The organism is Legionella sp. (genome assembly GCF_049790535.1).
Lineage (GTDB): Bacteria > Pseudomonadota > Gammaproteobacteria > Legionellales > Legionellaceae > Legionella.
This window is the reverse complement of sequence record NZ_JBAQZB010000085.1, coordinates 1-18,274: the sequence shown is the minus strand read 5'-3', so window position 1 is coordinate 18,274 and position 18,274 is coordinate 1. Positions and strand designations below refer to the sequence as shown.

The window sequence follows — 18,274 nt, the reverse complement described above, 5'->3', positions numbered from 1 at the left end:
ATGCCCTAAAAATAAGAAAATGTGTAGTGGCGTAATGATTAACTTTAAAAACAAGCGTACTGGATTGACTATCTGTAGCCAATTTTCAGTGCTGCGAATATGAGTAATACTCTTTTTAATTGACCGCGACATTTTTTGCAATATATTGGATTCATTAGGGTCATGAGTAGTCGCTTCATCCAACATCTCAAGTGACTCAGCTGTGTTTTGAATATTAAAAAAAAGTGCTGATAATCCAGTAATAACAGGATTAATAATGCCCATAATAAAATTTGGCATTTTGTTCATCCAGCTAAGTAAAGGGCGCGCACTGGTAGCGATAGTCCACCAGGTACCCGCTGTACAAATAGTAAGTGCTATAGCTAAACTAACAAGCAATATAGAACCGGTTGCCATAAGTACATTACGAACTGATAATTCTTCACTTAAATTAGTACGAATTTTTTTATACCATACATTTAAAGTATTGTTGGAGACGAGCTCTGTTACTGTATTATAAGTCAATAGACCATAGGCAGCTCCCGCGATTACTGCCATAGGAACAATAATAAAGGGCCAGAATGTAAATGGGATTACTGCAATCCAGGGGATAACACTAAATGCCTCGACGATAAGATAGGTACTGCCAAGCCCCATAAATACCGCAGCGATGGTACTGAAGCTTGCAACCAGATGAAAAATTGTACGGCGTTTTGTTAAACGTGCCTGCCATTCAGACTGCTGTTGTTCCTCTTTAGCAAGCCAAGCCCTTAATTCTTTTGTATAAGGAGACTGATTTTTTTCTGGATCGTCCTTGCCAGTAAGTAATTGAATAGCAAACCATTTCTCCATGTCTTTGAGTGTTTTTTCTATTTTACCTTTTTGCTGCTTACTTTTATTTGTCAATTTTTTATGGTTAAAGTGTGCAAGTAACTTTAATTGCTTTTCATAATCTCTTAAAAATTGTGGGCATTCTGGAACATCAGTATTTTGGGGAAATTTTTCCAGCAAATAGTCTCTGGCCTGAGAATTTTGCAAATAATTATTTTTGAATAGCTTACCCAAAGCTCCTTTGATATTCTGTAAATAAATTTCGCCTTCATAAGCGACGGATAAACCAAAAGCAGCAAATGCCAACGGTAAGATTGGGTACAGAGCATACATGCCACTAAAACTTAAAAATCCAAGAATTAAACTGGCGCCGGCGGTGAGGAGTACTAAAGAAAGATAATAAGGCATTTTTTGCGGATTTATAGGGATTTTTTTTGTTTCCATTGTAATCTATCTGCCCATTTAGTTATAAGAAAGATAACTTTATCGTAAATGAGAATGATTATCAATAGCGAAAAGGATAAAAACAGCGCACGTTTTTCCATATTTAGCTGTGGATTCACTCGTTGAATTTAGGTAAAGTGCAAAATTACATAATTTATCCCAAGTAGTTTCATTGAAACTTAACATCAATTAGGAGAGGATATGCGTTTTAATCAATGGATGACCTGTATTTCAATGAGTTTAATGTTAGTAAGTGCTCCTGTTTCTGCCACACATACGCCTATTCGTGAGCAGCTACAAGTTCCACAGTGTCTAGCAGCCAAAATCACCATGGCTCATGAAGTGCTAGCAGAAAATAAACAATTTAAGATTATTGATATTGCTGGCAGTGATGTCGATGCGCTAAGTCATCTGGCTGATCAACTACATTGTGGTCGTTTTGTAAACGTCTCTCATCGCTTAAATACCTCTTTACCTGTTACAAAACCTCATGCTGCACAACAGCTGTTGCGCAATAAACCGTTACAAGCAATGCAACAAAATAAATCTTCTTACGAAATTAAACATCAAAAAGAAGTAAATGCGGCTTTGCAAAAAGTTGTCGCTGATAATATTTGGCAAACATTATCGCATTTAACCACCTATCCTAATCGTTCTGCTATCAAAGATAGTGGTGTCGAGACGGCTCATTGGCTAGCATCTACCTTTGAGGCAATGGCAATTGCATATGCTCGTACAGATACGGCAACTTATTTTGTAAAAACAGGATCTTATACACAGCCTTCGCTGGTAACTGTTATTGGTAAAGACATCAAGGCTCCTGGGGTTGTTATTGGCGCGCATATGGATACATTGGATGGACGTATGCCAGGGGCTGGTGATGATGGTAGTGGTTCTGCAGGGCTTATGGAGATGGCGCGGGTTTTATTATCTTCTGAAACATCGTTTAAGCGACCGATATATATCATTTGGTATGCTGCTGAAGAGCGAGGGTTAGTGGGTTCCCAGCAGGTAGTAAAACATTTCAAAAATAACTCAATTTCCGTAAAAGCAGCAATTCAGTTTGATATGACGGGTTATCGTGCTGATCCTAAAGATCCAACCATGTGGGTCTATACTGATCATACAAACAAGACTTTAAACAATTATGTGGCTAAATTAATTGATACTTATATTCAGGTTCCGGTTAAGTATTCCAAATGTGGTTATGGTTGTAGCGACCATGCTTCATGGGATGACGCAGATATTCCCGTAGCATTCCCGTGTGAATCTAATTTCGAGGATCACAATCCTTACATCCATACTAGTTCCGATTCTATGGCGTTATTGAACCTAGAACATATGACAAATTTTTCTAAATTAGCACTAGCTTTTGCTATTGAATTAGCTTCTGACTAATTCTTTCTAGGTTCCCGGGCATGAAGGGGTGCTTTTAGGTACAACTTTAAAAGTAAGCGTTCCCCGCGTGTGGCTAGTCCCTTAAAATTTCTTTTTCAGGCTGAGCCAACGACGGACAATGATATTCCGCAGTTACTTTATTGTCCGTATCAATGGCTTGTAAAATCACTGGGAATTTCCATAGAAAATAAAGATGTTTTAACACAGCAGGTGTGGTTTCACCTAAGGGAGAACGATTTTGTTGGGTATATCTTAGGGTCATTGAGCGATCCCCTTGTAGATCTACCGAATAAATCTGAATATCCGGCTCAAAATAGCCTGGATTATACTGTTGTGATAAAGCTGTTCTTATTTTTTGATAACCGGACTCATTATGAATTGCATTAACATACAGCTCTGGACTGCGATCATCATCGACTAGGTGAAATAACTTTAAATTGCGTATCAATTTAGGTGATAAATATTGAGCAATAAAACTTTCATCTTTGTAATTACGCATTGCTGTATCTAGGCTAGTTAACCAATCTGTATTAGCCAGGTAAGGAAACCATGCTTTATCTTCATCGGTTGGATTTTCACAAATCCGTTTGATGTCTTGCATCATGTTATAACCCAAGCTGTAAGGATTAATACCATTAAAATAAGGGCTATTATAAGGAGGTTGCATGATGACATTAGTGTGGTTTTGTAAAATCTCCAGCATAAACTCATCAGTAACCAAGCCCTCATCATAGAGTGCGTGTAAAAGAGTATAGTGCCAAAAACACGCCCAGCCTTCATTCATTACTTTGGTTTGCCCTTGGGGGTAAAAATATTGCGCCATTTTTCTTACGATGCGGACAATTTCTCGTTGCCAAGGTTCTAAAAGGGGCGCGTTTTTTTCAATAAAATATAAGATATTTTCTTGTGATTCTTCAGGATACCGTGTGTTTCTGCCTTGGGAGACCGTATGTTTACCTTGGGGAATGGTCCGCCACAAATCGTTAACCTGAGACTGCATGTAGATTTCACGATTTTGTTGGCGAATCTTTTCTTCTTGTATGGATAAAGGTGTGGGGTGTTTATAACGGTCTACTCCATAGTTCATTAGCGCATGACAGGCATCTAGAATGGATTCAACTTCATCAATGCCATGATGTTCTTCGCAATCACTAATGTATTTTTTTGCAAATACCAAATAGTCAATCACCGCGTCTGCAGAAGTCCACATTTTAAATAAATAATTATTTTTAAAAAATGAGTTGTGACCATAGCAGGCATGGGCAATAACCAATGCTTGCATGGCCATGGTATTTTCTTCCATTAAATAAGAAATACAGGGATTAGAGTTAATCACCAATTCATAGGCCAAGCCCATTTGCCCCCGTTTATAGCTTTTTTCAACGCCAACAAAATGTTTTCCGAAAGACCAATGGTTATAGCCTATAGGCATGCCCACGGAAGCGTAGGCATCCATCATTTGTTCTGCAGAGATGACTTCAATTTGGTTTGGATAAGTTTCAAGCCTAAAATCTTTAGCAATGCGGGCGATTTCACGATCGTATTCCTGAATGAGCTCAAAGGTCCATTCAGCTCCAACAGATAGAGGCTTTTTTTTATTCATGCCGTTTTCCTTTTAAATAATTCATGAAAGACGGGATAAATATCTGCTACTGTATCAATATTTTCCATAGCAAAATTGGGATAGTGTTCTTTAATAAGCTGGTACACTTCCCATAAGCTTTGATGATGACGGGGCATGATTTCTATGTATGCAAAGTATTGTAATAATGGCATGATTTTATCGTTTAATAATTCACGACAATAAGGAGAGTCAGCATTCCAATTATCACCGTCTGAAGCTTGTGCAACGTAAATATTCCATGCTTCAGTGGGATAGCGTGCTTCAATAATGGTATTTAATAATTCCAGGGCGCTTGAAACAACAGTTCCTCCTGTTTCTCGAGAATAAAAGAATTCTCTTTCATTAACTTCTTTAGCAGAGGTATGGTGACGAATAAAGACTAATTCAATTTTCTCATAATTTTTAGTGAGGAACATATAGAGCAAAATGAAAAAACGTTTGGCTATATCTTTTTTGGGTTCGTCCATAGAACCTGAAACATCCATAATGCAAAACATTACTGCCTGTGTAGAGGGTGAGGGAATACGAATGCGGTAATTGTAACGAAGATCAATAGTATCAATAAAGGGTACAGTCTGTATTTTCTTTTTTAAATAATCAATCTGTTCTTGTAACTCAGTAATTGCATTCGTATCAGGTACTTTTTCTGCTTTTAGGTTTGCTAATTCTTCTTCTGCAGTTTTTAATTGGTGTTTATAAGGTGAAGCTAGAGCTACTCTACGGCCTGTGGCCTGTTTCATTGATCGTAATACATTAATATTATTGGGAATGCCACTGGTCGTGACTCCTCCACGTATGGTTTTGAAGGTACTTATGCGCGCGAGCTCTTTTTTAATCAAATCAGGAAGTTCTAGATCTTCAAAATACAAATCCAAAAATTCTTCTCTTGATAATTCAAAAACAAAATCTTCTTCTCCTTCCCCATGGTCACTGGCATTACTACTAGCACCATCATCCTCGCTACCAGTAGGTCTTTTAATGCGATCACCTGCAATAAAATTATCATTTCCAGGTAAAACACGCTCTACCTGTCCGCCTTTACCCTGATGAAATATGGGTTCAGAAATGTCTTTAGCGGGAATAGTAATTTGTTCTCCTTGATCAATTTCAGTAATACTGCGTTTGCCTACGGCATCGGAGACAGCTCTTTTTATTTGGCTTTTATAGCGGCGAAGAAAGCGTTGGCGATTTACTGTACTTTTCTTCCCCGTATTTTGTCGTCTATCAATCAATTGCGACATAATTTAGCTCCGTGACCTGTTTCATTGAATGATATTTTTATTGTGATTTGCGTACGCGCAAATACCATTCACAAAGCAGACGAACCTGTTTCCGTGTGTATCCTTTCTCTACCATACGCGAAATAAATTCCTCATGTTTTTTCTTATCATCTTCGGAGGCTTTGGCGTTAAAAGAAATTACAGGTAATAAATCTTCGGTATTGGTAAACATTTTTTTCTCAATTACGGATCTTAATTTTTCATAACTGTTCCATACGGGATTTTTACCTCGATTATTCGCACGGGCGCGTAAAACAAAGTTCACTACTTCATTACGAAAATCTTTAGGATTTGAAATTCCTGCAGGTTTCTCGATTTTTTCCAATTCCAAATTGAGTAAGCTTCTATCAAAAATTTCACCCGTATCAGGATCGCGATAGTCTTGATCTTGGATCCAAAAATCAGCATAAGTAATGTAGCGGTCAAAAATGTTTTGCCCATATTCAGAATAAGATTCCAAATAAGCGGTTTGAATTTCTTTGCCGATAAATTCCACATATTTCGTTGCTAAATATTCTTTAATAAAGCCTAAGTAAGATTCCTGGTGTTCTTGTGGAAATTGTTCTTGTTCAATTTGACGCTCTAATACATACATTAAATGCACGGGATTTGCAGCCACTTCACTATGATCAAAATTAAATACTTTGGATAATATTTTGAATGCAAAACGAGTAGATACTCCAGTCATTCCTTCATCAACACCCGCAAAATCTCGGTACTCTTGATATGATTTTGCTTTAGGATCAGTGTCTTTTAAGCTTTCACCATTGTAAACACGCATTTTTGAATAAATGCTTGAGTTTTGTGGTTCTTTTAATCTCGTTAAGACTGAAAATTGAGCTAACATGTCCAGAGTACCAGGGGCACAATGCGCATGTGTTAATGAACTGTTATCGATTAGCTTTTGATAAATTTTCAATTCTTCTGATACCCGCAGACAATAAGGTACTTTTACTATATTAATACGGTCGATAAACGCTTCATTATTTTTGTTGTTTCTGAAAGTTTGCCATTCTGCTTCGTTTGAGTGCGCTAAAATTAGTCCTTCAAATGGAATGGATGATAAACCTTCAGTAGCATTGTAATTACCTTCTTGGGTAGCCGTTAATAAAGGATGCAATACCTTAATCGGTGCTTTGAACATTTCTACAAATTCTAAAAGGCCACGGTTAGAGCGACATAAGCCGCCAGAGAAGCTGTAGGCATCGGGATCATCTTGTGAAAACTTTTCTAATTTACGAATGTCAATTTTTCCTACTAAGGAAGAAATATCCTGATTGTTTTCATCACCAGGTTCTGTTTTGGCAATTGCAATTTGTTTTAAACGCGAAGGTTTAACCTTAACTACTCTGAACTTATTGATATCGCCATTAAACTCATGAAGTCTTTTTACTGCCCAAGGTGACATTAAGTAGCGCAAGTATCGAGATGGGATACCAAAACGTTCCCTTAATAATTCTGCATCTTCAGTAGGATTAAATAGAGACAAGGGGGATTCAAATACAGGAGAATCTTTGATGGCATAAAACGGAATGTGTTCCATTAAGTCTTTTAATTTTTCAGCAATAGATGATTTACCACCACCCACAGGTCCTAAAAGATAAAGTACCTGTTTGGTTTCCTCTAAACCTTGAGCCGCATGTTTTAAAAAACCAACAATTTGCTCAAGCGGTTCTTCCATACCATAAAAATCTTTAAACACATTATATCGCAGGATAATTTTATTAGAAAAAATACGTGACAAAACAGGATCATGACGTGTATCAACCAGCTCTGGTTCTCCAATCGCCATTAATAAACGTTCCGCTGGGTTAGCATAAGCTGAAGGATCGTTTTTACACAATTCCAGATACTCCTCCAAGCCCATTTCTTCTTCTTTGCTATCTACAAAGCGCTTGGTATAGCCGGCCAAAAAATCTTGAGTATTCATAAGCTATCCCCTTTTACTTATCCCTGCTCGGATATAATGAGTTTTTGCATTTTGTTTATAAACGTTGTAATTCAATTCAAAGATTAATCTGAGAAGCTATCTTTCATAATATTCAGTATAGTCATCAAATTAATTAATTTGCTAAATAACTCAATAAACTTAGATATTTTTTAATAATGTAGATGAGTCTTATTTTTAAAATTTTGCTGTATGCACCTTTTATCCAGGTGTTTTTACAAAGTAATCATTGATTTATCGCCTAATAAAAATGACAATAATTCCAAATTAAGGTTTTAAGGAACAATGATGACCACTCCAGCCGCAACCATTTACTTAAAAGACTACCGGGCACCATTATTCACAGTAGAAACGGTAAATTTAAATTTTGATTTATATGATGATCATGTTTTGGTAACTAGTGAGCTCAAATTAATTCGTCATCATGAAGGTCCTTTATATTTATATGGTGATGAGTTAGAGTTAGTCAGTTTGCAGATGAATGGCAAAAACCTGGAATCTTCGGAGTATCGTGTCTCTTCTGATGCATTAATTATCGAGAATTGTTCTGATGCAACAATTTTAAACATTGTTACACGCATCTACCCTCAAAAGAACACGCATTTATCGGGACTTTATCGTACAAATCATTTGTTTTGTACTCAATGCGAAGCGGAAGGTTTTCGACGCATCACCTATTTTCCCGATCGTCCTGATGTATTAGCAATCTATACGACACGTATTACAGCTGATAAAAAGCAGTATCCTGTTTTACTATCTAATGGAAATTTAATTGATGCCGGTGATACTGTTGATGGTCGTCACTGGGTAGTCTGGCAAGACCCATTTAAAAAACCCTCCTATTTATTTGCTTTAGTAGCAGGTAGCCTGGTTTGTTTACGCGACCAATTTGTTACCTGTTCAGGTCGAGTCGTTGATTTGCATCTCTATGTGGAGTCAGGAAATGAAGATAAATGTATTCATGCACTGGAATCCTTGAAAAAATCCATGCGTTGGGATGAGGAAGTTTATGGACGAGAATACGATCTGGATATTTTTATGATCGTTGCAGTCAGCGATTTCAATATGGGCGCTATGGAAAATAAAGGATTAAATATTTTTAATTCTAAATACATCCTGGCACGTCCTGACACGGCAACTGATCAGGATTTTGCTGATATAGAGGGTGTTGTTGGTCATGAATATTTTCATAATTGGACTGGTAATCGAGTCACGTGTCGTGATTGGTTCCAATTAAGTCTAAAAGAGGGTTTAACTGTTTTTCGTGATCAAGAGTTTTCTCGTGATATGAATTCACGCGATGTAAATCGTATAATGGATGTTAAAATGCTTCGTAGCAGCCAATTCCCTGAAGATGCCGGTTCAATGGCACATCCTGTACGACCTGAATCTTATCAAGAAATAAATAATTTTTATACTGCTACTGTGTATAATAAAGGTGCCGAAGTGATTCGTATGCAACATACTTTATTGGGTAAAGAGCGCTATAGAAAGGGTATGAATTTATATTTTGCTCGTCATGATGGTCAGGCAGTGACAATTGATGATTTTGTCGCGGCAATGGAAGATGCTAATGGAATGGATTTAACTCAATTTAAACGGTGGTACAGTCAAGCAGGGACCCCAGAAGTTGTAGTGACTAGTACCTATGACAAGGGTCAATTGACTCTAACACTAAAGCAAAGTTGTCCACCAACGCCTGAATGTCGCAATAAAAAGCCATTTCATATCCCTATTCGTCTGGCGTTATTTGATTCTAAAGGTCAAAAAATGCCAATAAAGCAAGACATTTTGCAGTTAAAAAAAAGAGTGCAAACTGTTAGGTTCACTAATTTATGTGAAAAACCTGTTGTTTCCTTATTGCGGGAGTTTTCGGCACCTATTAAATTGAAACATGAACTAACAGAAGACGAGTTACTATTTTTGGTTCGTCATGAAACTGATGGTTATGCTCAATGGGACGCAGCACAACGTTTAGTGCTGAATTGGATTAACGATTGCCTGCGCCAACCTATAACTAAGTGGCAAGTTCCACACGCGCTAATTTCGGCATTGAGCCATGTGCTGCTTGATGATTCTCTGGATGCAGCGTTACGCGCTGAGTTACTGACTCCACCCAGCTTTGAAGAGGTTGCAGCGATGTTGACTTCAGTGGATGTGAGTGCAGTAGAAACGGTACGTGATTATGTTCGTGCGCAATTAGGTATGCATTTATATGAGCCAGCGCAGTCAATGTATCAAAAATTATGGTGTACAGAAGATCATAGCATGAATGGTCCTGCTTACGCTCGCAGAAAATTACGTAATGTGTGTTTATGGTTGATGATGAAGTCTAAAGAAGAGGCAACACTTGAGACCTGTCAGCAGCAATTTGTGGCAGCGCAAACCATGACAGATCAAATAGCCAGTTTTGCTTTGTTGATTAATTGCGCTAGACAAAATCTTCGTGAGCAGACCATCAAGGATTTTTATAAACAATGGTCTAAAGAAGAGTTGGTCTTGGATAAATGGTTTGCTTTACAAGCAACTAGTGAGTTACCAAACACGCTGACTCCGGTGAAAAAATTGCTGGAACATCCAGATTTCAGCATTAAAAATCCGAATAAAGTCCGTTCTTTAATTGGTGCATTTTGTATGGCTAATCCCCGTAATTTTCATGCTCCTGATGGTAGTGGTTATGTCTTCTTAGCTGAAATGTTGCTTGTTCTTGATAAGATTAATCCTCAAATTGCCGCCCGCATGGCTAATCCCTTCACTCGGTGGCAACGTTACGATAAACCCAGACAAGCATTAATGCAGCAACAACTAGAACATTTGGCAAAACAAAAATTATCACGCGATTTATGTGAAGTTGTATCAAAGAGTATGAACAATAAAAGTTAATGGATAGTTTACTTGCAATCGGTCTATTAGCGCTAAGAAAATATAAATAGGAGTTGGTAGTGTCTCTGAATTTTGCGGTTGTGGGTAATCCTATCAGCCATAGTCTATCTCCTGTAATACATCAGCTTTTTGCTGCACAAAGCAATATTCATCTAACTTATAAAAAAATTAGATCAGATGAATATTCCTTTGAACAACAAGTTATTGATTTTTTTGCGCAAAATGGCAGTGGGCTTAATATTACATCCCCCTTTAAACAACGAGCTTTTAATATGGCACAACACATAACAGAGCGGTGTAAATGGGCAAAAGCAGCAAATACCTTATGGATAAATAAAAATCGATTATATGCAGATAATACGGATGGTATTGGTTTGATTCGTGATCTGCGTCGTCATATTATTTTACAAAAAAAACGGGTATTAATTATCGGTGCCGGAGGTGTGGTGCGTGGTATTCTTTATCCTTTATTGGCAAATGATTTGGCTGAATTAGTCGTTACTAATCGTACCCGAGCGAATGCGGAATCGTTACAAAAGGATTTTCCTGCAATAAAATGCAAAAGTATTAATCAGTTAAGCACACCATTTGATTTAATAATTAATGCGACTTCAGCCAGTTTAATGGGGGAGTTTGTATCACTACCTAAAGAATGTTTATCAGCAAAGTCATTATGCTATGACCTCTCTTACAAGCAGCATGAGGCTACTTCTTTTGTTGAATATACCAGAAATTTAGGGTGTATGGCGGTTGATGGCTTAGGAATGTTGGTTGAACAGGCAGCAGAAGCTTTTTTCATTTGGCATAATGTTCTACCAGAAACAGACAAAGTATTAAAATTTTTACGTCCCTAAGGTAGGTCCTCAATTGATTTTTCGAGGTGAAAATTGCATTAATTAGATCAGTTTTCAGCGGAAAACGCTCACTAAAACCCTCTCATAGATTTTCAGATTACTATTTAAAAAAATCAACGACAGTTTTGGCATTATTCATCGTATCATGAAAGCCTAATTGCAGTAGTTCATAAGTAAATTGCCATTCAAACAGCAAAAAACTTAAGAGATCACCTGAATGTTTTTTGGCACCTAAAATATTGAGCAAATAACGAAGGAGGGCGGGTAAATTTTTAAAATGCGCTTCGGCTACTGAGGCTATATCTTGGCTTGGTCGTAAATGCAAAGTCTGAATTGGTCGCCAGGGGGAACGACGTTTTTTCCACATGGACAGCAGCATGGCAATTTCATTCATGCGATTAACCATTTCAATATCACGATCCAGATTATCTAAAAAGAGCCCATTTAACATGCTACCTAAGATATAAGCTAAGGGGATGTCCTCATGAGTATCTAAAGTTTCTTCATCCGCGAAGGTAGGCAGCGTCCGTGTACCTAAAATCATAATTTTATCCACCGCAAAACGAATGGCTCCACGAAGGGGGGCTACTAAACCAATGCTGCCATCACCATAGTGCAATCCATCCAATGGTACAGTCGGAAAAAATAAGGGTAATGCACTGGATGCTAGAACATGTTCAGCTTGGATTTCTGCTCGTTTACTACTATGACGTGGGTAATGCCAGTCAGTAAATTCAGAACTGTTGTGATCATAAAAAGAAATAGTCTGATTTGATTCATAACAATTTGTGATGATTTCTAGGGTATCTAGATGACCTTCATTTATATTTTTAGCGATTTTGGTGAAATCGATGGTGTCATTGATTAATTCTTTTAATGGCGTTGTATCGAGGAGATAGCCTGCTTGGCGCTGTTTTATGATAAATGTACTAATATTTCGTAGTACCGATTTACCTAATTCATAATTGCTGGCTTTATAAATTTGTTGGCAATGTATTTCACTCCACATCATTTCCAACTTATCAATGGCCGTAGGAAAATCATCGGCATATTCTGCAAGTATAACGGCATTAATACTGCCAACACTAACGCCACTGACCATTTCGAAAGGCAGTTTTTTGCATTGTAAAATTTGGCCGATTGCTTTTAGAACACCCGCTTGATAGGCACCTCGAGCACCACCACCTGCTAGATAAAGGGCTCTTTTACCCGTCATAGTTATTTTTATTATTTATTGTATCTCTAACAGGTACTATAGTTGAGTTTTAGTTTAATTAGCAAGGAACATCAGAATTTCTTAATATTTAATTGCTATAGTAATAGTGAATAACGTTACTTATAGGTGCTCCATGGAATTTGAACAAACTCAAATTGCAGATGATAAAAAAAATTTAGACAGCATCCTGCGACAAATTCAAGAACCGGTAACTTATACTCTAAAAAAGAAGAGTATTCGCGTTCATTTCTTAAAACGACTACCTTTTGTATCTCGTTTAATTAGGGACATGAGTCAGGTAGGTATAGGGCCGTTGAAAATACACTCATTAATCAGGTTTTTAAATAATAACACCCCCACTTCGAATGTGAGCACTAGCCAACAGTTTATTAGTCTTTATTTGCGTGTTTTAGATTTCTTAATAATTCCTATAACTTATTTTTCAGCATTTATTTTAAATGAGTCCGTGCCGTTTACTTTAAATAATAATGCCAGATGGCTTTATTCTGCAGTATTGCTTGGTCTTACACTCACCGCCATAATTGTTCCAGTCACCGCTCCCATTATAGGCTTGGTAACCGCTGGTTTTTCTTTAAGTATAAGCGTGTTTTTATTAGGGAAGGCCTTACAAACACGTTTTCAATTGGGGAGAGAGCAAAAGTCATTAAGAAGAGAAATTATCAGGGCAGAAGATGAAATGGACTCTATCCAAGACGAAGCAAAACAACTTCAATCTTATTTGGAGCAAGCGACAGATCCTGATATTTTAAAAGAACTTTATCAGCAAATTGTTCTTATTAAAGAACGTCATAAGATGCAGGAGGGTACTATTAGCACGTTAAAAGAAAAAGAATATGACTGCAATGAAAAAATAAAAAAGCTGGGTTTGCTCCATATTGTTGACAAAGGAATTGGGCTAAGTTTTGCATCACTTGCTGTAGTTGCGCTGGTTACTACTTTATTTTTACCCTATCTTGGTATGATCTTATTAACTGGAGTTTCTATAACTAGCTTTATCTATTTAACGGCTCGTTTAACAGTACCTATCTTTCATGCAGTGGGATCCTGGATTATAAATAAATTCAACAAAATTTCTAAAGCTAATGATGAGGCAGACGACACGAGTGCTTCTCAATTGACTCATGATCTTGACCTTGAACTTGATGATTCTACCAGCGTTATATTTGAGAAATTAAATACTGGTGCATTCAATAATGAAGAAAAAGCTCCTCTGAATGCTGTTGCTGATAAGAAAAATAAGGTAGAAGACAAACAAGAAAAGCGTCAATCCAATGATACTGAATTTGATGACCTTGAAAAAACTGTAAAGGATGACCTTAAAAAGGCAGGGAAAATATGACAAATCGACAAGGGTATTTCATTAAAGTTCATACAGGTTAACATGACTGCATAGTTCTAAAAGTCCATTGCAAAAAATAAAAAATTCCTTTAATTTAAAAGTTTAGCATCTAGAAAAGGAAATCTTATGCTGAGTTTACTCCGTGGGCAGCCACGTGCATTTCAAATGATTTTTCTTTTAGAGTTGTGGGAACGGTTTGGGTTTTATACTGTTCAAGGGGTATTGACGCTTTTTTTTATTCGTTACTTAGGATACAACGAACACGATTCTTACTATACCTTCGGGGCTTTTTCAGCTTTGGTTTACGGTATGGTCGTAATGGGTGGATATATAGGAGACCGGGTTCTGGGCACCAAACGTACCATTGTGCTTGGGCTTATTGTTTTAGTTACAGGTTATTTTTCTTTAGCAATTACGGATAAAGATCATGTGTTCTATGCTTTAGGATTGATTTGTGTGGGTAATGGATTATTTAAAGCCAATCCATCCAATCTGTTAGCAAAATGTTATGAGCGTCATGATCCACGCTTGCACAGTGGTTTTACCTTGTATTATATGGCGGTTAATTTAGGCAGTATCATTGCACTGTTTGTAGGGCCTGAAATTGCCAGTCGTTATGGTTATTCTTATGCTTATCTACTTAGTTCTATAGGCTTATTAATTGGTTTGGCTAATTATTGGTTACAACGCAAATATATTATTGAAATTAATAGCAATGCTGATAGTTATAAAATCTCGTTATTGCAGTGGCTTATTATCCTAGTCGGCATTTATTTATTTACTCAATGTTCTGCCTACTTGTTGCAACATGTGATGCTAGCGAAAAACTTATTGTGGGTTATAACTGGAGCTGTAGTAATTTATTACTGTTATCTGGCACAAAAAGAGAGCAAAATTGCTATGATTCGTATGTTTGTTGCGTTTGTGTTAATGGTGGAGGCTGTGATTTTCTTCACCTTATACCAACAAATGCCAACCTCTCTTAATTTGTTTGCTGTAAACAACGTTACTCCTAACTTTTTGGGGATTACCATTAATGCGCAAAGTTTTCAGGCCCTCAATCCACTCTGGATAGTACTTCTAAGTCCTGTTTTAGCTTCTTTTTATGCACGACTTAATCAACAGAAAATTTTATTTCCTATTCCTTATAAGTTTGCTTTAGGAATGGTTTTGTGCGGTTTGAGCTTTCTTTTACTTTATTTCTCTCGTTTTTTTTATAGTGCTAATGGCATGATTTCTTCCTGGTGGCTAATTGTAAGCTATTTATTCCAAAGTTTGGGTGAGTTGTTGGTCTCGGCCCTTGGTGTTGCCATGGTTGCAGAGTTAGTGCCCGTGCAAATTACTGGTTTCGTGATGGGCATTTGGTTTTTAACTTCAGCAGTAGCTGGATTTATCGGGGCTGCAGTAGCCTCCTATACGGTGCTTCCTGAATACATTAAGCCTGGTGTTGAGTCATTGATGATTTATACTAATGTATTTGCTTATATTGGTGTTGTGACCTTGAGTGTGGCTTTATTGATGTGGCTATTAGCTCCTTATTTAAGTTCTTTTATAGCGGTAAAAAAAATTGACTCATTACTCCAAAAAGAAGATTCAGAATATTTTATTTTAAATGGGAGCCTAAACGAGTGTCTTATCACTGATAATGGATCTGGGTTATAGCCTTAGCTACAACCCAGTTTTTATGAGAATAGGTTGTTATTTTTATCGATGACGGCCTCCACCAGGGAAACCGCCGCCATGACCCCAACCGCCATGACCCCAGCCACCACGGCCCCATCCAGCACGACCCCAACCACCGTGACCATACCACCCATTATGATAGTTACCCCAGCCACCACCCCAACCACTATAATAACTAATGCTTCCTGGATAATAACCTGCATTATAGTAATTATTAGGGTATGTAGTATAACAACCGCTTAAAAGAATTGTGGGTACAAATACTAGCAGCGCAATAATTATTTTCCTCATGATCGTTTCCTTGTAGTCATGTTGTATAAAAATTATAATACATGATAATTTATTTATCAAAAAATAAATTTTGTTTTAAGCCCTTTGGCTTTGAAACTGAGTAAACTATACTCATTTCGCTAATTTTTATTGTATGATGTTCCTTTTCGATGTAGTTGATGATCAGAGGAGTACGATAGTGAACATAGAAATCAGTCTGCGTTCTTACGAACTAATAAATGAATATAAGTTAAGTTGTACACATGGACTTTCTGAAAAGTTTACCTCACTTGATTTGGAGTCATTACTTGTTTTATTAAATAATCTATTGGTAAGTTCTCCCGGTGAACCAACAAAATTATCGAAAAAAATTGCATTTATTCGGATGTCTTTGGGTACAGAATTATTACATGATTTAGCTATGTCTATGATAGGTAAAGAGCCAGCAAAGAATATAGAGGATAATACATCGGGTGATAATAAACTGAAATTTATAGTTCTCTTTTTTTCAGGGAGCCTGATTGCTGCATGTGGAGCCTTTGATGGTATAGTTACTATTATGAGTACTTTTTCAGTGCCAACAGTAGTGATTTTTGCAAGTGGGTTTATTTTTTCCTTCTTTTCTGTTGTTGCCTTTTGCTGTTTGGATTTGGTTAAATTAGCTTCCATCCTAGGTGTCAAATTAAATGATGCTCATAAAGTATTAAATCTTTATTCGTGTCAATTAGAAGCAGTTAAACTCATTAGAAAAAAAATAGCGCATGACGATTTTTCACATTTTTCTATTAATAAACTAAACCAATTAGTGCTGATAATTAACATGTTACAAAAACGTTTTACTCAATTAAATGAAGCCAACATTCAATTTGATCAGGTATTTAATAGTATACAAATGCAAATTGCTAAATGGGTGGTTTTTGGTGTTTCAGGAGCAATGATCTCTGTGGGAGGTTTTTGTTCTGGACAGACTGTTTCTCTTTTTGTTTTAGGTATTTTTACGCCAACAGTTACTGCTGTTTCCTTGCCCGTGATCGTTTTTAGTTTAGTAGTTGGATTAGCTGCCTTAAGTCTTTATTGGGGTATTGAATATCCAGAATTAAAAACATATATTAGTGGTTGGCTTGGTTTGAACGAAGAGAAAATAGCTACCTTATGTGATAAAACTTTATTGGATAAAGAAGAAGAAAAACTTGCTTCTTTACAAAAACAAATAGAAGGTGTGGTTCAATTAAAGGATTTACTTTCTAAGCGGGAGCAAACGGCTCAGGCTAGTGAGAAGCAAGCAGACAACACGGTATTGGAAGTTTCCAATAAACCTGCAGTGACTAAACTTGGCGAAACTATTCATTCATTTATGGGACCAAAGCCTACTAGAGGGGCTATTAGAGACGCATCAAGAGACGAGACTACAGCACGTCTGATTTAGTAGAAAAATTAATAGGCGAGCTCATCGATGTAGCCTTGTCAAAAATCCGTTTGTATGGATTTTTTAGCTCAACAAGTCCCTTATAATGAAGAATCAAATGTCAACAGACCTTAGCATAGTTAAGCTGTGTTACTAAATATTTAAGATAGCTTTAACAAAAGGAATGGTGATTTTTCGTTGTGCTGCAAGCGAAGCATCATCCAGGCGATTAAGTAGTTGGTGTAAATCATGCATATTACGCGAACAACGATTCAGTAGAAACTGACCTACGCTTCCGGGTAAATCAAATCCACGTTTTAATGCATGTAATTTTAAGGTATTAATTTTATCTTCATCACTTAACTCCATTAATTGAATTACTAGTCCCCAACTTAATCGAGAACATAAATCAGCTAATTTAATCGGTAACATTGTTGGAGGTTGATTCCCTGAGATTATTAAAAGACTTTGCTCTGTGTCTTTAATTTTATTATATAAATGAAATAAAGCTTCCTCCCAAGCTGAATCCTGAGCAATAACATTGATATCATCAATACAAATCAGGTCTTGATCTTCCAATCCTTCAATTGTTTGTGGACCCCATTCTTTAAGAAGATTGAGCGGAAGATAAATTGCTGATTGGGTTGTATTAATCGATTGGCAAGAAGCTTGTAATAAATGTGATTTACCACAGCCTTTAGAACCCCAAAGATAGAGTAATCTGTCTTCTTTAAGTGTCAGCATATGATTTAATTGCTGTTGCAACAATGCATTACTGCCCCAGTGAAAATCGGCCAAAGTTGCTTCATTATTTAATTTTATGGCTAATGCCAATTGCTTGTTCATTGCAATAATTCTTTTTTAGGCCAGGCTTTCCTGCTCCAGGTCCAAATATAATCAACATAAGTGATGGTGGTAGTCAGCGTAGTTAAGAAAATTAGAGTATCAAGTACGTAGTTGGGAAATTGGAAATATGCTAATTCAAACAAGCATGAAGTGACTAAAGTCAATTGTAAGGCGGTATTAATTTTGCTTAATGGGGTGGGTTTAAAATCAAGTTTACGGCGAATAAAGTGATACCAGGCCAGTACACACATAG

Annotated in this window: 12 protein-coding genes and 2 pseudogenes; 6 read left to right on the top strand and 8 right to left on the bottom strand. The window is 36.9% G+C overall.

Annotated elements, in window-relative coordinates:
• Positions 1–1,254, bottom strand: a pseudogene (locus WA877_RS04900) (hypothetical protein); the annotation flags it as partial.
• A 201-nt stretch (positions 1,255–1,455) separates the two neighbouring features.
• Here WA877_RS04900 and lapA point away from each other — a divergent pair.
• A complete protein-coding gene (gene lapA / locus WA877_RS04895; RefSeq protein WP_425169818.1) occupies positions 1,456–2,652 on the top strand; it encodes an aminopeptidase LapA in 1,197 nt (398 codons plus the stop codon).
• Between the two features lie 73 nt (positions 2,653–2,725).
• On the opposite strand, the gene WA877_RS04890 is transcribed toward lapA, so the two are convergent.
• The 3 genes from WA877_RS04890 to WA877_RS04880 are packed head-to-tail and all read right to left on the bottom strand — an operon-like array spanning position 2,726 to position 7,486.
• Positions 2,726–4,255, bottom strand: a complete 1,530-nt coding sequence (locus tag WA877_RS04890) for a SpoVR family protein (RefSeq protein WP_425169817.1) — start codon at positions 4,253–4,255, stop codon at positions 2,726–2,728.
• Entirely contained in the window at positions 4,252–5,517 is a 1,266-nt protein-coding gene (locus tag WA877_RS04885) for a YeaH/YhbH family protein (RefSeq protein ID WP_425169816.1), read from the bottom strand. The genes WA877_RS04890 and WA877_RS04885 overlap by 4 nt, the downstream gene beginning before the upstream one ends.
• A 37-nt stretch (positions 5,518–5,554) precedes the next feature.
• Positions 5,555–7,486: a PrkA family serine protein kinase gene (locus WA877_RS04880; RefSeq protein WP_425169815.1), complete on the bottom strand. Its 1,932-nt coding sequence runs from the start codon at positions 7,484–7,486 to the stop codon at positions 5,555–5,557.
• A gap of 306 nt (positions 7,487–7,792) precedes the next feature.
• On the opposite strand from WA877_RS04880, the gene pepN reads away from it, so the two are divergent.
• Both pepN and aroE read left to right on the top strand, forming a co-directional pair.
• Positions 7,793–10,387 carry an aminopeptidase N gene (pepN, locus tag WA877_RS04875; RefSeq protein ID WP_425169814.1) on the top strand — a complete coding sequence of 865 codons (2,595 nt, stop codon included), beginning with the start codon at positions 7,793–7,795 and terminating at the stop codon, positions 10,385–10,387.
• Positions 10,388–10,446: 59 nt separating this feature from the next.
• Complete coding sequence (gene aroE / locus WA877_RS04870; protein WP_425169813.1) at positions 10,447–11,241, top strand: shikimate dehydrogenase; 795 nt, start codon at positions 10,447–10,449, stop codon at positions 11,239–11,241.
• Positions 11,242–11,341: 100 nt separating this feature from the next.
• Here the strand turns inward: aroE and WA877_RS04865 are convergent, their stop codons facing one another.
• Positions 11,342–12,457 carry a patatin-like phospholipase family protein gene (locus tag WA877_RS04865; protein ID WP_425169812.1) on the bottom strand — a complete coding sequence of 372 codons (1,116 nt, stop codon included), beginning with the start codon at positions 12,455–12,457 and terminating at the stop codon, positions 11,342–11,344.
• A 133-nt stretch (positions 12,458–12,590) separates the two neighbouring features.
• Between WA877_RS04865 and WA877_RS04860 the strand changes: the two genes are divergently transcribed.
• Together WA877_RS04860 and WA877_RS04855 are read left to right on the top strand one after the other, a co-directional pair.
• A complete protein-coding gene (locus WA877_RS04860; RefSeq protein WP_425169811.1) occupies positions 12,591–13,817 on the top strand; it encodes a hypothetical protein in 1,227 nt (408 codons plus the stop codon).
• A 126-nt stretch (positions 13,818–13,943) separates the two neighbouring features.
• A complete protein-coding gene (locus WA877_RS04855; protein ID WP_425169810.1) occupies positions 13,944–15,479 on the top strand; it encodes an oligopeptide:H+ symporter in 1,536 nt (511 codons plus the stop codon).
• Between the two features lie 42 nt (positions 15,480–15,521).
• Here the strand turns inward: WA877_RS04855 and WA877_RS04850 are convergent, their stop codons facing one another.
• Complete coding sequence (locus WA877_RS04850; RefSeq protein WP_425169809.1) at positions 15,522–15,791, bottom strand: hypothetical protein; 270 nt, start codon at positions 15,789–15,791, stop codon at positions 15,522–15,524.
• Positions 15,792–15,969: 178 nt separating this feature from the next.
• Between WA877_RS04850 and WA877_RS04845 the strand changes: the two genes are divergently transcribed.
• Positions 15,970–17,196 carry a hypothetical protein gene (locus WA877_RS04845; protein WP_425169808.1) on the top strand — a complete coding sequence of 409 codons (1,227 nt, stop codon included), beginning with the start codon at positions 15,970–15,972 and terminating at the stop codon, positions 17,194–17,196.
• Between the two features lie 132 nt (positions 17,197–17,328).
• Here the strand turns inward: WA877_RS04845 and hda are convergent, their stop codons facing one another.
• On the bottom strand, positions 17,329–18,021 hold the full coding sequence (hda, locus tag WA877_RS04840) for a DnaA regulatory inactivator Hda (protein WP_425169807.1): 693 nt from the start codon (positions 18,019–18,021) through the stop codon (positions 17,329–17,331).
• Positions 18,018–18,274: pseudogene (locus WA877_RS04835) on the bottom strand (CDP-alcohol phosphatidyltransferase family protein); the annotation flags it as partial. The pseudogene WA877_RS04835 and the gene hda, both read right to left, overlap by 4 nt.